Source organism: Maribellus sediminis (assembly GCF_011799805.1).
Lineage (GTDB): Bacteria > Bacteroidota > Bacteroidia > Bacteroidales > Prolixibacteraceae > Draconibacterium > Draconibacterium sediminis_A.
This window is the reverse complement of sequence record NZ_WXUB01000002.1, coordinates 310762-327414: the sequence shown is the minus strand read 5'-3', so window position 1 is coordinate 327414 and position 16653 is coordinate 310762. Positions and strand designations below refer to the sequence as shown.

Here is a 16653-nt window from a genome sequence, read left to right as displayed (position 1 = left end):
AGGTTTCGGTGAAAAAAATAAACGGATGTGAACAAATAATTAATGCAAAAATTCGCTTTCTAATTTACGAAACTTTTTACTGCCAAACTATATGATTGAAGACCAAAGCCCATAATACAACCCCGGCAAACAGGACCAATCAATGATTTATGTCTGAATTCTTCGCGGGTGAGCGTATTGGATATGTGTACTTCAACTACCGTGGTATTTATTCCCGCAATTGCATCGCGGATGGCTACGGAAGTGTGCGTATAAGCCCCTGCGTTAATAATAATACCGTCGGCACTGAATCCAAACTCATGTAATTTGGTAACTATCTCTCCTTCAACGTTCGATTGATAATATGTAAACTGAACCTGGGGAAATTCTTGCTTCAATTGCTCGAAATATTCCTCAAAACTCGCTGATCCGTAAATCGATTTCTCCCGAACACCTAAGAGATTTAAATTGGGGCCGTTGATTATCAATATATTCATTTATTTCGATTTTAATTTTTTTTATGTAACTTTAAAGTAGACAGATCGTATTTCCAAAACGTGGCAGTGTTTAATAGCACTGAAATTATGACAAGAAGATAATACAAACAGACAATAAAAATAACTTTAATTTGAAGATTATGAAATGGGAGGAGAGTAAAAAAGGCTACGAGAATTATTTGAAATTAGAGAAATCGTTATCGCAGAATTCAATAGCTGCATATATAAACGACATTAATAAACTGGCTGATTTTTTAGAAAAGCAATACAAAGGAGTAGCACCCGATAAGGTAAAGTTGAACCATCTAAAAGCCTTTGTAGAGTTTTTGAACGAGCGGGGGGTGAGTCCGCGTACACAGGCGCGCACGATTTCCGGTATCAAATCGTTCTATAAATTCCTGTTGATAGAAGGTAGTATTGAAAACGATCCTACCTCGTTGCTGGAATCGCCAAAAATCGGACGAAAACTTCCGGATATTTTAACGATGGAGGAGATCGATTCACTGATTAACGCAGTTGATTTGAATAAATCGGAAGGTCAACGAAACAAGGCCATGCTCGAAACTTTATACAGTTGTGGTCTGAGGGTTTCGGAATTGGTTAACCTAAAAATTACTAATCTGTTTTTTGAGCAGGGGTATATCAAGGTTGAAGGAAAGGGAGAGAAAGAACGACTGGTACCTGCAAGTAAGAGCGCGATTGAAGAAATCAATAAATACCTGAATACCTACCGGAAAAAACTTAGGGTTAGTAAAGACAGTGAAAATATCCTTTTCCTAAACAGAAGAGGTAGGAAGCTGAGTAGGGTAATGATCTTCACTATTATTAAAAACCTGGCTGAAAAAGTGGGCATGGATAAAAAAATAAGTCCGCATACTTTCAGACATTCGTTCGCTACACATTTGATAAATGGTGGAGCCGATCTTCGGGCGGTTCAGGAAATGCTCGGTCACGAGTCGATCTTAACTACCGAAATATATACCCATCTCGACCGGGATTATCTGAAGGATACAATTCATCAATATCACCCAAGGTCCTAAATTGTACATAATATTTTAAGGAAAGGTGCACTGGTGTTCCAGTTGCACCTTTTTATATTTTAAATTATATACTTAAGTGTCTTTATATCTGTGAATTGTCAATGTTAAATAAGTGTTTATTTAGCCGGTAAACTTGTGGTCAAATCCAGGTCAAAGACCCGTCGTATAAAAAAAAGGTTAAATTTGATGACCGATTTTATAAAATATATTTCATTATTAATAAGTTAATTATTAGGTAGTTATGACAAATCTAAATCTAAGCAAGTACGGTATTACAGATGTTGAAGAGATCGTATACAATCCATCTTATGAACAATTGTTCGAAGAGGAAATGAAGCCAGACCTCGAAGGATTCGAAAAAGGACAGCTTACCGAACTTGATGCAGTTAATGTAATGACCGGTATTTTCACCGGGCGTTCCCCAAAGGATAAATTCATTGTTAATGACGACACCACCAAGGACACAATCTGGTGGACTTCAGAACAGGCAAAAAATGACAACAAACCTACAACTCCTGAAGTTTGGGCTGAGTTGAAAGGATTAGTTGCGAAACAGCTTTCTGGTAAAAAATTATTTGTAGTAGATACGTTCTGCGGTGCAAACGAAGACACTCGTTTGAAAGTTCGTTTCATTATGGAAGTTGCATGGCAGGCACACTTTGTGACAAACATGTTCCTTCGCCCAACTGCAGAAGAACTGGAAGCTTATGGTGAACCAGACTTCGTAGTAATGAACGGTTCAAAAACAACCAATCCTAACTGGAAAGAACAAGGATTGAACTCTGAAAACTTTACTGTATTCAACCTGACCGAAAAAATGCAGGTGATTGGCGGTACATGGTACGGTGGTGAAATGAAAAAAGGTATGTTCGCAATGATGAACTACTACCTGCCACTGCAAGGTATGGCTTCAATGCACTGTTCAGCCAACGTTGGTAAAGAAGGTGATGTTGCTATTTTCTTTGGTTTGTCAGGAACAGGTAAAACCACTCTTTCAACAGATGCAAACCGTCAGTTAATTGGTGACGACGAGCACGGTTGGGATGATAACGGTATCTTCAATTTCGAAGGTGGATGTTATGCAAAAACCATCAAATTAGATAAAGATTCAGAACCTGAAATTTTTGCTGCTATCAAACGTAACGCTTTGTTGGAAAACGTAACAGTTGATGCTGAAGGTAAAATCGATTTCAACGATGGTTCTACAACTGAGAACACCCGTGTTTCTTATCCGATTTACCATATCGATAACATCGCAGTTCCTTCAAAAGCAGGTCACGCTCAAAAAGTTATCTTCCTGAGTGCTGATGCATTTGGAGTATTGCCTCCGGTTTCTAAACTGACTCCGGATCAAACAAAATATCACTTCCTGTCAGGATTTACTGCAAAATTAGCAGGTACAGAGCGTGGTATCACTGAGCCAACTCCAACTTTCTCAGCTTGTTTTGGTGCTGCTTTCCTTACTTTACACCCAACTAAATACGGTGCAGAGTTAGTGAAGAAAATGGAAGAGCACGGAGCAGAAGCTTACCTGGTTAACACTGGATGGAACGGTTCTGGAAAACGTATCTCTATCAAAGATACACGCGGTATTATCAACGCTATCCTCGATGGTTCAATTGAAAAGGCTGAAACTAAGATTATTCCAATCTTTAACCTTGAAGTTCCTACTGCATTGCCGGGTGTTGATCCTAAAATCTTGGATCCACGCGATACTTATGCCGACGTTACTGAATGGGAAACAAAAGCAAAAGACCTGGGTGGCCGCTTTATCAAAAACTTCGTTAAATATACTGATAACGAAGAAGGAAAAGCATTGGTTGCTGCCGGTCCGCAAATTGATTAATACATTAATTACTTCAACTATAGAAACCTTCTGTCGATTGGCAGAAGGTTTTTTTATGTCCGGTTTTTGGTAGTTAGAATTTTACGAGTTGACGATCTCTTTTCGCGTCTTTTCAAGCTCATCAACAATTTTTGAAGTGGTTCCGGCAATGTTGTACAGCAAACGAAGCTGTTGTTTCTTCAGACCTGAAGCCGTATCAACAATCTGCGATTTAAGTTCGAGTAACAGCGGACTGAGGTCAACAAGCATATTCTGTGCATTTGGCTTTATCAACTGACTGGCTTCATTTATGGCGTCACTGATCTGCAAAACAATTTCGTTAAAATTTTCAAGTGTTGGCATATTGGTTTCGCGATGTACACCAAAAGCCGATATGTGCGATAATAGCGCGTGGTTGAGGTAGGTGAGACTAAAAGCATGTTGCATGAGTTTTTGTTTGCTTTTCGGTTCCTGACGCATACTGTTCCAGGCTTGCGCCAGTTCATTATCCGCCAAATGTGCTTCACGACGTGCAATTCGATAGCCCAAATCGTCAGAACTCGCGGTTTTGTATTCATTGGCTATAGCAAGCAGATAGGTCCTGTTTTTTTGCATGGCTTTCGAAATTATTTCCGGCATCTGGCGGTATTGCCAGGCAGGCCATAAAAAGCGAATAACCAAAAATGACAGCGAGGCTCCAATTAAGGTATCTACCAGCCTCGGGATCATAATATTCATCCCTCCGTCTTTTGTAATAATGCTGAACGCACTCAACACAAATGTGGTAACAAAAATAACGGCAATTGAATACTGCTTTCGCAGCCAGTAAAAGAAAGCCATGGCCGATCCAAACATTAGTAGTACCTGCGCCGCTGTATTGGTGAAAATCTGCAGCAACAATACACCCAGAATGACTCCTGTAACAGTTCCCAGTACACGTTGAAAAAGACGGCGGCGTGTGCTGCTGTAGGTGATCTGACTAACAAAAAGGCTGGTCAACATCACCCAGGCTCCTTTATCCAGCTGAAGTTGTTTCTCAATGATAAAGCCGATCAGGAAAGTAAGACTCAGCCTGAGAGCATAGCGCATTCGCGGATGTTTGAGATTGAGTTGCGCACGAAAGCGTTCCCATGCACTGCGTTCTTCTTGTCGTAAACGTGGGATGGAAGTGCCTTCAACCGGATTATCGAGGTATTTCAGCGAAATTTGCGACCGGTGCAAGTTGTGATGCAGCAAAACAAGAGGCTGGGCTTTATTTTCATCCATTTCCTTCAGTTTATCTTCAATGGCATTTGAAATCCATTCAAGCGCAAGCGGGTGATGATATGGTGTTCCGGTCAGCATATTTTCGGCCACTTGCCTGGTGGCATACGACAACTGACGTAACATTTCACCAAAGCCTTCCACCACTTCAATAGTGTCATCTTCGTTGCTGAGTTTATCGTGACGTTCGTGACTTGAAGCAGCTCTTTCGTGAAGGCTTTGCAGGAGCATAAATCGTTGAAGGTAAGTACGCAGTACTTCCGGATTTTTTAATTCCCGACCATAATTGTTTAATACGTCCTTAATTTTCTCGAGCGAATTGACAACGTTGATATTTAGCATTGCCAAATCCTTATTAATTGCAGCCTGGTCTTCTTTCCGGCTGGGAAATAACATGGCTTTTTTTTCCAGGTAAGTTGAAAGAGTAATAAAACCACCGGCCATTTGTTCGTCTAGTAAGCGCCAGGGATTCAGGTACATTAAAATAAGCGTTAACAGCCCGTGAAAGAGAGCACCTGCCGGCAACAAAATAGCCTGCCAATACCATGCCGGACTAATCTCAACACTAAGCATGGCATAAATACCAATTAATACCGAGCCAAATGTGATGGTTCGGTAACGTTCATCAATTCCACCAAGAAGAATAAAAACAATAGTGGACAAAATAAAGCCGGCACCCAGCACCAAAGGATAATTATGTAGCAGGCCAACTGCAAGGCTGGAAATAAAAAAACTTAAAATTGTTATTGTGAGCGCTTTTACACGGCCTTTTGGATGATCGTCAGTTTCCGAGAGCGAGCCGGCTAAGGCTCCAAGAGCCAGTGTTACGCCATAATAAGGAATTCCAAGTATTATAAATGGAATCGCCAAAATTGCCATAGAAATGGTTGACCGCAAGGCAAAAAGTCGATCGGGATAACGCCAGAATACGTTTCTGAAGTTTCTTAAATTAGTTTTCAGATATATTTTCCTTTTTTCTCGCATTTATTGTTTAATACAAGGATGTTTTACAAAGCTAGTGATTGACATCCACATGTCTCATACAAATTGTACATTGCCAGCATAAAATACTGCAAAGGAAACGATTATGTAATGTAATAAATTGAAATGAACTTACTCAACTATTTCCTTTAATGTAGATTCGATATTCGGAAAACGAAAGTTGAAGCCAGCTTTTTCGAGTTTTGACGAGGATACGATAGGAGAGTCAGCAAGCATTTTAGCAGCTTCACCAAACGGCAATCTCAATACAAAAACAGGTATTGTGAGAAATGCCGGTCGGTGCAGCAGCCTGGCAAATACTTTTGTAAATGTTTTATTAGTACTGTTTTGTGGCGCAACCAGGTTGTACACTTCACTGTCTTGTTCGTTTTCGATGGCCCAAACAAAAGCTGCAACCAAATCATCGATGTGAATAAATGGGAATGCCTGATTTCCGCTTCCAATTCGTGCACCAAGTCCCAGTTTAAATGGCAATCTAAGCCTGGAAATCATCTGGGAATTTTTTCCAAGAACCGGCCCGATTCTGAAAATCGTTTTTCGAACATCGTCCTCCAATTTGCTGATGGGAGCTTCCCAGTCCTGAACGACTTTCCCAACAAAGCCAATGTCATAGCTCTGGCTACGTTCGTCGTGCAGTTCTCCGGATTTATAAATACCTATGGCCGAAGCCGAGATAATAATTTTTGGGCGTTGTGTTTTTGGCAAGTTATTGATGGCAGTTACGAGGTTATTTGTGGTTGATACACGGCTTTCGTAAATCACTTTTTTGTTTTTCTCCGTCCATCGTTGCAGAATGGGTGAACCGGCCAGATTGATAACTGCGTATGCCGAGCGAATTTCTTCAGTAAGTTGTTCCGGAAGTTGAAGCTTTGCGCGGGGAATTCCATGAACTTCATATCCTTCACTTACCAATCTTTGTGAAATCAGGCTTCCCAGATAACCGCTTTGCCCGGTGATCGCTATTTTTTTGATTGATTTTTGAGTCGACATAAATACAGTGCTCCATTTTTGTTAAACTAACAACTAGTATCCGAATTTAGTTCTTAAAATTCGTTAACCGAAGTACCTAATTGTTACTTTTGTGTTTCGTATAATGAAAGGCAACTTACATATTTGGGCACGTTTTCATCGTTGGCGACTGAAAAACCTGAGCGAGAGGGGATTCCTGACAATTTTAAGTATTGTTGTCGGGATTTTTTCCGGATTGGCAGCAGTGATTATCAAAAATACGGTTAGGCTTACTCAAAAAGCGGTTCATTCGATTGTTACTACCGACGTTGAAAACTACATTTATTTTGCCCTTCCTGTAATCGGTATTTTTATCGCCATTTTATTCATCAAATATGTGGTTAGGTCCGAGGTTCGGCACGGAATACCAAACGTGCTTCACAGTATTTCAAAAAGCCGGGGCAGGATCAGGCCTCACAACCTGTATTCATCGGTTGTGTCGAGTTCGTTAACGGTAGGTTTTGGTGGATCGGTTGGGTTGGAAGGCCCTACAGTTGCTACCGGAACAGCCTGGGGATCGTGGCTGGCCACCACTTTTCGGCTGAATTATAAAAATACCATCCTTATGCTGGCCTGTGCGTGCGCAGGGGCTATGGCTGCCATCTTTAAAGCACCCATCGCAGCTATTGTGTTTGCTGTTGAGGTAATCATGATCGACCTGACGGTTTTTTCGCTGGTACCCTTACTCCTGGCCTCAGCAACTGGTGTTGTTACTTCCTATTTTTTTCTCGGACAGGATGTTCTATATCCTTTCGAAGTACAACAAGCCTTTAACTTTAACGACTTACTTTATTATATTTTACTCGGAATTGTAGCCGGATTTGTTTCGGTTTATTTTACCAAAATGTACCTGTTTATCGGTGGATTATTCGAAAAGCTGAAAAATAATCGTACCCGTTTAATTGTTGGTGGAGTAAGCCTGGGAGTATTGATCTTTCTATTTCCTTCGTTATATGGCGAAGGGTACGAATCCATTAATGAATGCCTGGCCGGAAACACAGAATTCTTATTTGATAACAGCATATTTTATGGCTTGAATGAAGAGCTCTGGATTGTTATCATGCTGCTGGCTGCAGTGATTATTCTAAAAATAGTGGCAACTTCGCTAACCTTTGGTGCAGGAGGAGTTGGGGGTATTTTTGCTCCCACGCTGTTTATGGGAGTTAATACCGGAATGCTTTTCGCCTTGATCATCAAACAGACCGGAATCCATAATATTAACACTAACAACTTTGCTTTAATCGGTATGGCCGGACTGATAGCCGGAGTGCTGCATGCCCCGCTAACGGGCATCTTCCTGATAGCAGATATTTCAGGTGGATACCAATTGTTTGTACCACTGATGATAACCGCAACCTTTTCATACCTTATTGTACGAGCTTTCACACCGAACTCGGTTTATCATATTCAGTTGGCACAACGAAAGGAATTGTTGACACACGACAAAGATGCCAATGTGTTGCAGTTAATGGATGTACGAAAAATGATTGAAACCGACTTTGTGGTACTAAAGCCCAATGCGACTTTACGCGATCTTACCGATGCAATTACAAAGGCGCATCGTGACCTGTTTCCGGTTGTTTCTGATGACGGTACGATGGTGGGTATGGTTAAAATGGATGATGTTCGCGACATTATTTTTAAGCACGAACTGTACGACGAAGTTGAAATAAAAGATCTGATGTATATGCCTGAATATTCCATCGATCCAAATGATAGCATGGAAGTTGTAACAAATAAGTTTGAAGTATCGGGCAGGTACAATCTGGCGGTTATCGAGAACGGAAAATATTTAGGATTTATTTCAAGAGCACGGGTGTTTACCCGTTACCGAAAACAAATAATTGATGTTTCGCATGTTTAAAAAATATCGGCTCAAGCGGATACTAACGCGATTAGTTGCGTGGAGGATTGCAAATGTAAGTGAAAAGAATTTCATTTATATTTTGAGTCTGGTTGTTGGTCTGTTAAGTGGTTTGGCTGCCTTAATTTTAAAACGTAGCATTCACTTTGTGGCCGAAGAGCTAACGTCCTATATAAATGTGGAAGGCTTTCAGTACCTCTACCTTTTTTTCCCAATGTTCGGTATTTTACTAACAGTTCTGTTTATTCGATATGTTATAAAAGACGACATAGGCCATGGTGTTTCAAAAATTCTGTATGCCATCTCACGTAAGAGCAGTCGGTTAAAGCCTCATAAAATGTACTCCTCAATGGTTGCCAGTTCGCTCACCATTGGTTTCGGAGGATCAGTAGGAGCGGAGGCGCCAATTGTTCTTACCGGTGCATCCATAGGATCCAACCTGGCAAGTCTGTTTAAATTGCGCTACAAATACATAACCCTGATGGTAGGATGTGGCGCAGCCGGTGCTATTGCCGGTATTTTTAATGCCCCAATGGCTGGGATCGTTTTTACGCTCGAAGTACTGATGATCGACCTGAATATGGCATTTCTTATTCCTTTGCTCATATCATCGGTAACAGCAACTGTTTTGTCCTATTTTTTTATGGGCGATGCCGTGTTGTTGAAATTTCCTCAGGTAGCACCTTTTGATATCAGTACGATTTGGATATTCCTTCTGATTGGTGTTTTTACCGGATTTCTGGGCCTTTATTTTACACGGGCTACCTTGTATTTCGAAAGCAAATTTAAAGGCATACAAAACTGGTTGTTACGCTTGCTGGCCGGAGGATTTATTCTGGGCATTCTGGTATATTTATTTCCGCCGTTATGGGGGGAAGGCTACACAAGTATCAGCACCGTTTTTATGAACCACGGTCCTGATCTGCTAAATTCTTCGCTATTTGAATCGTGGAAAGATAATCCATACGTCTTGTTATTGGTTTTGGCCGCAATATTGATATTCAAAGTGTTGGCAATGTCGGCAACCACCGGAGGAGGTGGCAATGGTGGTATTTTTGCTCCTACTTTGTTTGCAGGTGCCATGGCGGGTTATTTCGTAGTTAAACTGTTGAATACTGTTTTTGGAATAGGTGTCGCCGAAAATAATTTTGCACTTGCAGGTATGGCCGGAATGATGGCAGCCGTGATGCATGCCCCGCTTACCGGGATCTTCCTTACTGCTGAAATAACAGGAGGCTACGGCATGTTCATTCCTTTGCTGATTACTTCTACGGTTGCCTATGTGACCATTATGGCTTTCGAGCCGCATTCTATCTATACAAAACGCCTGGCTCGAACAGGTGAACTTATCACGCACCATAAGGATAAAGCAGTATTGCGTTCCATGGAAGTAAAGAAACTTATTGAGAATGATTTTGAACGGCTCACTCCCGATGATACTTTAAGAGACCTGGTTAAAGCCATATCAAAATCGAACCGGAATTTATTCCCGGTTGTCGACAACGAAGGTTATCTGAAAGGAATGATCAAACTTTCGAAGATCAAGAATTTGATATTCGAACCTGATTTATACGACGAAGTAAAGGTGAAGGATTTGATGTTTATGCCTGAGTTTTACATTTCGTCGCATGACAGTATGGAAACTGTTGCCGAGAAATTTGAGACATCGAACCGTTACAATCTGGCGGTAATCGACGATGGCAAATATCTTGGTTTTATTTCCCGGGCTATGGTCTTTTCAAATTACAGAAAAACACTGGAGTATTTTTCTCACGACTAAATACTTACGGTGCTTGGCTGCTATGAAAAACAAAATACCGTTCGTAATGGTATTCTTTTTATTTAATTTGCGTTTTTAACCTACAATTTTTTAGTATGATTTCAAGAAGATCATTTCTGGCAAAAAGCTCACTGGCACTGGCTGGAATTGGAATGGCAAAGCATGGTTTTGCCACAGGATTAACAGAAATAGAAGGTAATTTCCCCATAGTAATTTCAACGTGGAACCATGGTTTGCCGGCCAACGAAGCAGCCTGGAAAATACTGGCCGAAGGTGGTCATTCGCTCGATGCCGTTGAAGCAGGTGTTCGTGTTCCTGAAGGAGATCCGGATGTGATTACTGTAGGAAAAGGCGGTATTCCCGATGCCAGTGGAAAAGTTACACTCGATGCCTGTATCATGGACGAAAAAGGCAGGGCAGGAAGTGTTACTTATCTTCAGCATATTGTACACCCTGTTTCGGTAGCACGCCTGGTAATGGAAAAAACGCCACATGTAATGCTTAGCGGAAAAGGAGCACTGGAATTTGCGCTTGACAATGGTTTTAAAAAGGAAAAACTGCTGACAAAAGCACGTAAAGAATCGTGGAAGAAGTGGAAAAAGGAAAACGCCAAATTCAGTAATAAGATCAATATTGAAAATGTGACCGAAGACAACCACGATACGATCGGTATGCTTGCATTAGATAAAGACGGCCGGATTTCCGGGGCATGTACTACCAGCGGAATGGGTTACAAAATGCCGGGCAGGGTGGGAGACTCACCCATTATCGGGGCAGGTCTTTTTGTTGATGGAGAGGTTGGCGGTGCCACAGCAACAGGATCGGGCGAACTGGTTATGAAAACAGTTGGTTCATTTTTGGTGGTTGAATTAATGCGACAGGGAATGTCGCCCTCAAAAGCCTGCGAGGAAGCTGTTAAACGAATTGCCAGAAAAATACCGGATTACCAAAACCACCAGATAGGCTACATCGCACTAAATACAAAAGGCGAATACGGATCGTTTTGTATACAGCCTGGATTTAATTATGCGCTAAAAACAAACGATAAAACTGAATTGGTTGATGCGGAGGCTTGGCTGAAGAAATTATAAAAAAAGGAGCTTTTAAAGCTCCTTTTTCTATTTAAAAATTATTTTTTTACTTACTGTCGATTTATCTGAATTCAGTTTTATCAGGTATATTCCTTTTGGGTAGCCGCTAATATCAATCCATCCACATTGAAACTGATTTAACTCCAACACCTTCACACCTAAAACATTGAACAACTCCAAATCTATCACAATATTTTCTGAAGCAATAAACAGCTTTGTTTTTGCAGGATTTGGATAAACCTCAATAGCTGAACGTTGCAAATCATTAATTTCGACCGGAGTCAAAACTGATAATTTGTAGGGAGCTGATTTCAATGTTAATTCGCTAAATACCGAATTTGTAACCTGTAAATAATAGATGCCACTATCCTGCAAACTTGCATTGTTGATAAGGTAAGTCGGCTGGTTCACCAATGTATACTCATCGTTTTTAAACCAGCTTTGTACATCATTATTTCCGCTGATATACGCTTCAATTTCGATTGAAAGATCTTCATTTTTAAATACTGAAGTATCTACCTCTGATCCTATTCGCTGTTGCGGAAAATAAATAAACGTATCAATTGCAAGCAGTTCATCGGCTAACGGTTCCAGGTCGGAAAATATGAACCGGTTATTTGCAATGTTCAAATATTTTAGGTTGTAATCATTATTTTCTGCCAATTGAACCTTTCCTGATTTTGATTCATTAAATGTTGGAAATCGTCCGTATAAATTATTGCCTGATAAATTTACCCACTCCAGTGAATCGAAGGCTGAGAAAATATCCGTCACTTCTCCTTCCAGATTCCGGTTTGAGAGATCGAGAGCGATAACATGGCCGTTTCTTACCGTTAGCCCTTCCCACTCACTAATATCAACATTAGTCGTATCGAGCCAGTTTATGCCAAAATTTGCTGTTGGATATGTGAGGACTATGTCCTCTAATGCAGCATATTGTTTTTTTGAGATCTGAGTGATGGGCTCTTTTTCAGTGATTACTAATCTTATGTCTTCGCTCCATAAAACCAGATCAGTTGCTTTTGAATTCGAAATTTTACAGTTATAGATTCCGCTATCTTCAGTTTGTAAATCAACTAATTTAAAATCCTTATTGTTTGCACCGGTAATTAATATACCATTTTTATACCATTCGTAAGTATCCGATTCTCCAGGAAAATAATTATCAACGGAAAGTAGAATGTCGGCTGATTGTTCTGCGTCTATAGTTTTTGATACTCCAACTTTATTTTGTGGCGCATAAACAAATTCATTCATGTCTTCAAAATTCGGCCACGAGAAAATAGCTTCAATGTCGTTGAATTGCAGGCTGTTTCCTGCTAATATCAAGGTGTCCATGGTTAGAACCTGCCCCAATTCATCAGGTAATTGTCTGTGTGAATAGTCGTTTTTAACCGATGCTGATTTAAATCCTAAAGTAGATCCAAACAGGTTTCCTGAAATATCGAAACGAGTAATGCCTGTCACATTTGAAAGTTCAGAAGGAACAGGACCTACCAATTGGTTATTCGACAAGTCCAAAATTCGGAGGTATTCTAAGCTCCCAAAAGAAGCAGGGATGGTTCCCACAAATTGATTATTTGCCAAATCTATAATTTCAAGTTGACTAAGATTACCCAGTTCAACAGGTATTTCTCCTGTTATTTTATTGTTCCTAAGTTGAATAAACTTTAAATTCTTACAGTTCTGGATTGTAGCCGGAATTGATCCCGACATCTGATTATAAGCCAGAAAAATATGTGTTAGATTATTAAGAGTTCCTAATTCATTCGGAAGTTCACCGTTCAAGCTGGTACCGGAAAGCGAAAGTACTTTAAGCTGTTGCAGCCTGCCTATTTTGCCGGACAGACCACCTGAAAGTCGATGATTATGAGCCAGTGCAATTTGTTCAAGATAAACTAGATCGTAGAATTGTTCGGGAATTATACCTACAATATTGTTCGAATCCAACTGTAATCCACGTACATGTCCGTCGCGAATCAAAACTCCTGCCCATTCAGATACTGTATGATTCATAGTATCCAACCAGTTGGTTTTCATACTCCAGGAAACACCGTTAGTAGTGCTGTAAAACGCTTCCAGGGCTTTATACTCAGATAGAGGAATACCAGCACCATGAATAACCCTTACCCGAAGATCCGTAAAATTGGAGAAGATCTTTGTTTCTGTTGCCAGGATATTTGTAATGACGCAATAGTATTTGCCTTCATCGTCTTTTTGGACATTCTCAAGGATTAGTATTGAATCATTGGCATTCTCAATCGGAACATTATCTTTATACCATTGATATTGATCAGATGGTCCAGGTATATAATCCGATAATGAAACAATAAATGTTTTATTTGGATCTGTCCAAACCTCATTATACAACATACTCATAGGTTCCTGTCCACGATACAGAAAACGTATTTTATCAAAATTATCCCATGAGAACACGGCTTCTATATCATTAAAAAAGAGCTTATTCCACTCGATTTGTAAATAAGTTAACTTTTTTAAGCTCTCGAGACCATCCGGAATACACCTTTCCTGATCTGGAATTCCGTTATTGAATTGCGGTCCAATAAAATTATTAGAAAGATCCAAAAACATCAACTCATTCAAATTGGCAATCTCCTTTGGAATAGCTCCTCTAATTCCGCAAAAAGACAGTTGAAGTGAACGTAATTGAGTAAAGTTACCAATACTGGCTGGAATTTTTCCGGAGGCATTTGTATGATCAATATTGATCATTGTCACATGACCATTTTCAATGGTTATGCCATACCAGTCGTCGACAGTATGATTAGTGATATCAAGCCAGTTGGTATTGTCCCTCCAGCTTGGCCCATTAAGCGCATTAAATAATTCCAGCAAGGCCAGGTATTCTGCCTCCGGAATTCCGCTAACGAATATTGGAGCAGGAGCGACATTAACATTGATTGCTTCAGTTTCTAAGGTTAGGCCGGGAACATTCGGATTGGTGATTTTTAAGGTATAAATTCCAGTATCTGTTTCTTCAGCAGCCGATTTTTGATAGCTGCCTGATTGAGCTCCCGAAATTGCGACCCCATTCTTATACCATTGAAATTGATCATCTTCCGAGTAGATGTACGGATTAAAACTCAATTCAAGTACTTCCCTTTCTTCTAATTCAATTTTTTGAGCTATTCCAATTTTTCCTTGTGGGATATACGTAACAACATCAGTATTGGGCAAATTTAATAATTGACGGATTTGACGAAAGAGGAGAACATTATTTTCAACATGAATTTCAGACAAGTTCATTAAACTGTCCAGACTATTGAAATTAGCACCATCAATTAAATTATTACTTAAATCCAGAATTTGTAGATAGGGTAATTGTACTTCATTCTCAAAAATATATTCCTGAAGGTTATTTCCTGAGAGCTCAAGTCTTGTCACATGTCCGTTCTCCACTGTTACTCCATACCAGTCATCAATTGAATTATTTATTGTATCAAGCCAATTGCTATTATTCTTCCATGAACTTCCAACTGTAGAATAGTAAAGATCTTCCAGGGCTTTATATTCAGAAAAAGGAACTTCCTTAACTGCTGCATTACAGACTTCAGAAGAATTAGCTTGTTCTTCTCTATACCAGCTAAAATTATTTTCTGAAGCATTGGAAGGAGAAACAATGAAAAAACAAATAATGGGGATAACGATTAGTAATAAAATCTTTTTCATAGAAACAGTTAAGGTGGATTAATTAGTTTATTTACATATAAAAATATAAAAATTGGTATTATAATGAATGGCTTGGGTTATTTAGAATCAATAAAAAAGGCGCTTTGATAAAAGCGCCTTTTTTAATAACCGTTCGTTTGTTTTAACTCCATCTGTCTTCACGGTTTCTGTCGAAATCGCCGCCACCGCCTCTGCGGTCGCCGCCACGACTGTAGCCACCGCCACCACGACGATCACCACCGCCGCCTCCGCCGCGATTGTAGCCGCCACCACCGCCGCCGCGATTATAACCGCCGCCTCCGCCGCGGTTAAAACCACCGCCGCCACCGCCACGAAAATCTCTACGTGGACGTTCCTGTGGTGGATTGGCTTCTTTTACTACGATGTTGTTACCTTCTACTTCCGTTTCATTTAGTCCTGCAATAGCTGCATTTGCTTCTTCTTCGTTAGGCATTTCAACAAAACCAAAACCTTTTGAGTTTCCGGTTTCTTTGTCAATAATAACTTTAGCTGATGTTACTTCTCCGAATACTGAGAAGAGTTCCTCGAGGTTTTCGCCTGTAATTGTAGGCTTCAACCGTGCAACAAATAAATTCATAAAATAAAAAGAAAATTAAATTAAAATGTAATAAGTTTAGGCGTTAAATACGCCTGCAAAATAAGTTTAAGAAGAACGTTTAGAAAATTATACGGCAACACAACCGCTTGAAAGTGAAGTACGTTTAAAATTCTATATACAAATTAAAGTCATATTTATCAGAAATGCATCACAGTAGGGCAAGTTTTTTCAAAAATAAAAGGCCTTTTCGAAAAAAGGCCCTTGTAAGGTGAGATTTAAGTATTTATATCTCCGTTAGCGGAGACGTTAATTCATGTGAGTAAATTTAATAATTCTAAGGTTTTATGCATCATTTAACGAAGCAATAATTCGCTTATTCTTCAAAATGTTGATAACCGCATCAACAATCTGATCATCTTCCAGCGATGCATAATTAAAAATGACATCAAAATCATTGTTCTCGGCTTTTCGCCCAATTATTTTTTCAATAAACGAATCACGTTTCGAATCGGCCTGGTTAATATAGGTTTCAGCCTCGGCACGACTAAGATCCTTTAACTGCATTACCCGGTGAATGCGCCAGTCGGTTGGTGCCTCAAGTCTGATGTTTAGCTTGTTGGGAACATCTTTCAGGATTACACCCGCCGATCGGCCAACAATAATCGTTCTTCCCTGATTGGCCAGTCTGCAAATGATTCCTTTTAAAGTGTTTATGAGGTTTTCATCCGAAATGTCGTAAATCGTTTCGTCGGAAAATGCACGCGACACCTCTTTTAAAAACTGAACCGATTCTTCTGCATCATCGAAATCGCCCGATTTAACTTCGTCGATCATTTCGTCTACAGCATCCGAAAACACCTTCTTATCGACCCATTTCCATTCGGCGTCAGTTTTGGTTTCCGACATGTAACTGTAACCCGTAAGGATTTTCGATAGCTTAATCGCAATTCGTTGTGCTGAACAACCTGCCTGTCGTGAGATGGTTAGAAACGGACCGGGAAAATCACCGGTTTCGAGATTCATGCATTTGAGATTTTTAAGGTAACTGTTGATAA

General features: G+C 40.0%; 11 protein-coding genes. 5 read left to right on the top strand and 6 right to left on the bottom strand.

What is annotated here, in order from left to right:
* Positions 1-59: 59 nt before the first annotated feature.
* Positions 60-476 (bottom strand): type II 3-dehydroquinate dehydratase, encoded by a 417-nt coding sequence (gene aroQ, locus HFD85_RS07975; protein ID WP_167607409.1) that lies wholly within the window; start codon positions 474-476, stop codon positions 60-62.
* A 140-nt stretch (positions 477-616) separates the two neighbouring features.
* On the opposite strand from aroQ, the gene xerD reads away from it, so the two are divergent.
* Together xerD and pckA are read left to right on the top strand one after the other, a co-directional pair.
* Positions 617-1516 (top strand): site-specific tyrosine recombinase XerD, encoded by a 900-nt coding sequence (gene xerD, locus HFD85_RS07970; RefSeq protein ID WP_167609579.1) that lies wholly within the window; start codon positions 617-619, stop codon positions 1514-1516.
* A gap of 241 nt (positions 1517-1757) precedes the next feature.
* Positions 1758-3362 (top strand): phosphoenolpyruvate carboxykinase (ATP), encoded by a 1605-nt coding sequence (pckA, locus tag HFD85_RS07965; RefSeq protein WP_167607406.1) that lies wholly within the window; start codon positions 1758-1760, stop codon positions 3360-3362.
* Between the two features lie 81 nt (positions 3363-3443).
* Here the strand turns inward: pckA and HFD85_RS07960 are convergent, their stop codons facing one another.
* The gene (locus HFD85_RS07960) at positions 3444-5588 is read right to left on the bottom strand and encodes an FUSC family membrane protein (RefSeq protein ID WP_167607403.1); all 2145 of its coding nucleotides are present in this window, start codon (positions 5586-5588) and stop codon (positions 3444-3446) included.
* Between the two features lie 129 nt (positions 5589-5717).
* Entirely contained in the window at positions 5718-6596 is an 879-nt protein-coding gene (locus HFD85_RS07955) for a TIGR01777 family oxidoreductase (RefSeq protein ID WP_167607400.1), read from the bottom strand.
* Positions 6597-6699: 103 nt separating this feature from the next.
* Between HFD85_RS07955 and HFD85_RS07950 the strand changes: the two genes are divergently transcribed.
* From HFD85_RS07950 to HFD85_RS07940, 3 genes are all read left to right on the top strand, one after another.
* Positions 6700-8478, top strand: a complete 1779-nt coding sequence (locus tag HFD85_RS07950) for a chloride channel protein (protein ID WP_167607397.1) — start codon at positions 6700-6702, stop codon at positions 8476-8478.
* On the top strand, positions 8471-10258 hold the full coding sequence (locus HFD85_RS07945) for a chloride channel protein (RefSeq protein ID WP_167607394.1): 1788 nt from the start codon (positions 8471-8473) through the stop codon (positions 10256-10258). The genes HFD85_RS07950 and HFD85_RS07945 overlap by 8 nt, the downstream gene beginning before the upstream one ends.
* Positions 10259-10353: 95 nt before the next feature.
* Complete coding sequence (locus HFD85_RS07940; RefSeq protein ID WP_167607391.1) at positions 10354-11349, top strand: isoaspartyl peptidase/L-asparaginase family protein; 996 nt, start codon at positions 10354-10356, stop codon at positions 11347-11349.
* Between the two features lie 27 nt (positions 11350-11376).
* Here the strand turns inward: HFD85_RS07940 and HFD85_RS07935 are convergent, their stop codons facing one another.
* The 3 genes from HFD85_RS07935 to HFD85_RS07925 all read right to left on the bottom strand — a co-directional run bounded on the left by HFD85_RS07935 (position 11377) and on the right by HFD85_RS07925 (position 16621).
* On the bottom strand, positions 11377-15039 hold the full coding sequence (locus HFD85_RS07935; protein ID WP_167607388.1) for a T9SS type A sorting domain-containing protein: 3663 nt from the start codon (positions 15037-15039) through the stop codon (positions 11377-11379).
* A 142-nt stretch (positions 15040-15181) separates the two neighbouring features.
* On the bottom strand, positions 15182-15637 hold the full coding sequence (locus tag HFD85_RS07930) for an RNA recognition motif domain-containing protein (RefSeq protein WP_167607386.1): 456 nt from the start codon (positions 15635-15637) through the stop codon (positions 15182-15184).
* A 303-nt stretch (positions 15638-15940) separates the two neighbouring features.
* Positions 15941-16621 (bottom strand): cytidylate kinase-like family protein, encoded by a 681-nt coding sequence (locus HFD85_RS07925; RefSeq protein ID WP_167607383.1) that lies wholly within the window; start codon positions 16619-16621, stop codon positions 15941-15943.
* Positions 16622-16653: the final 32 nt, after the last annotated feature.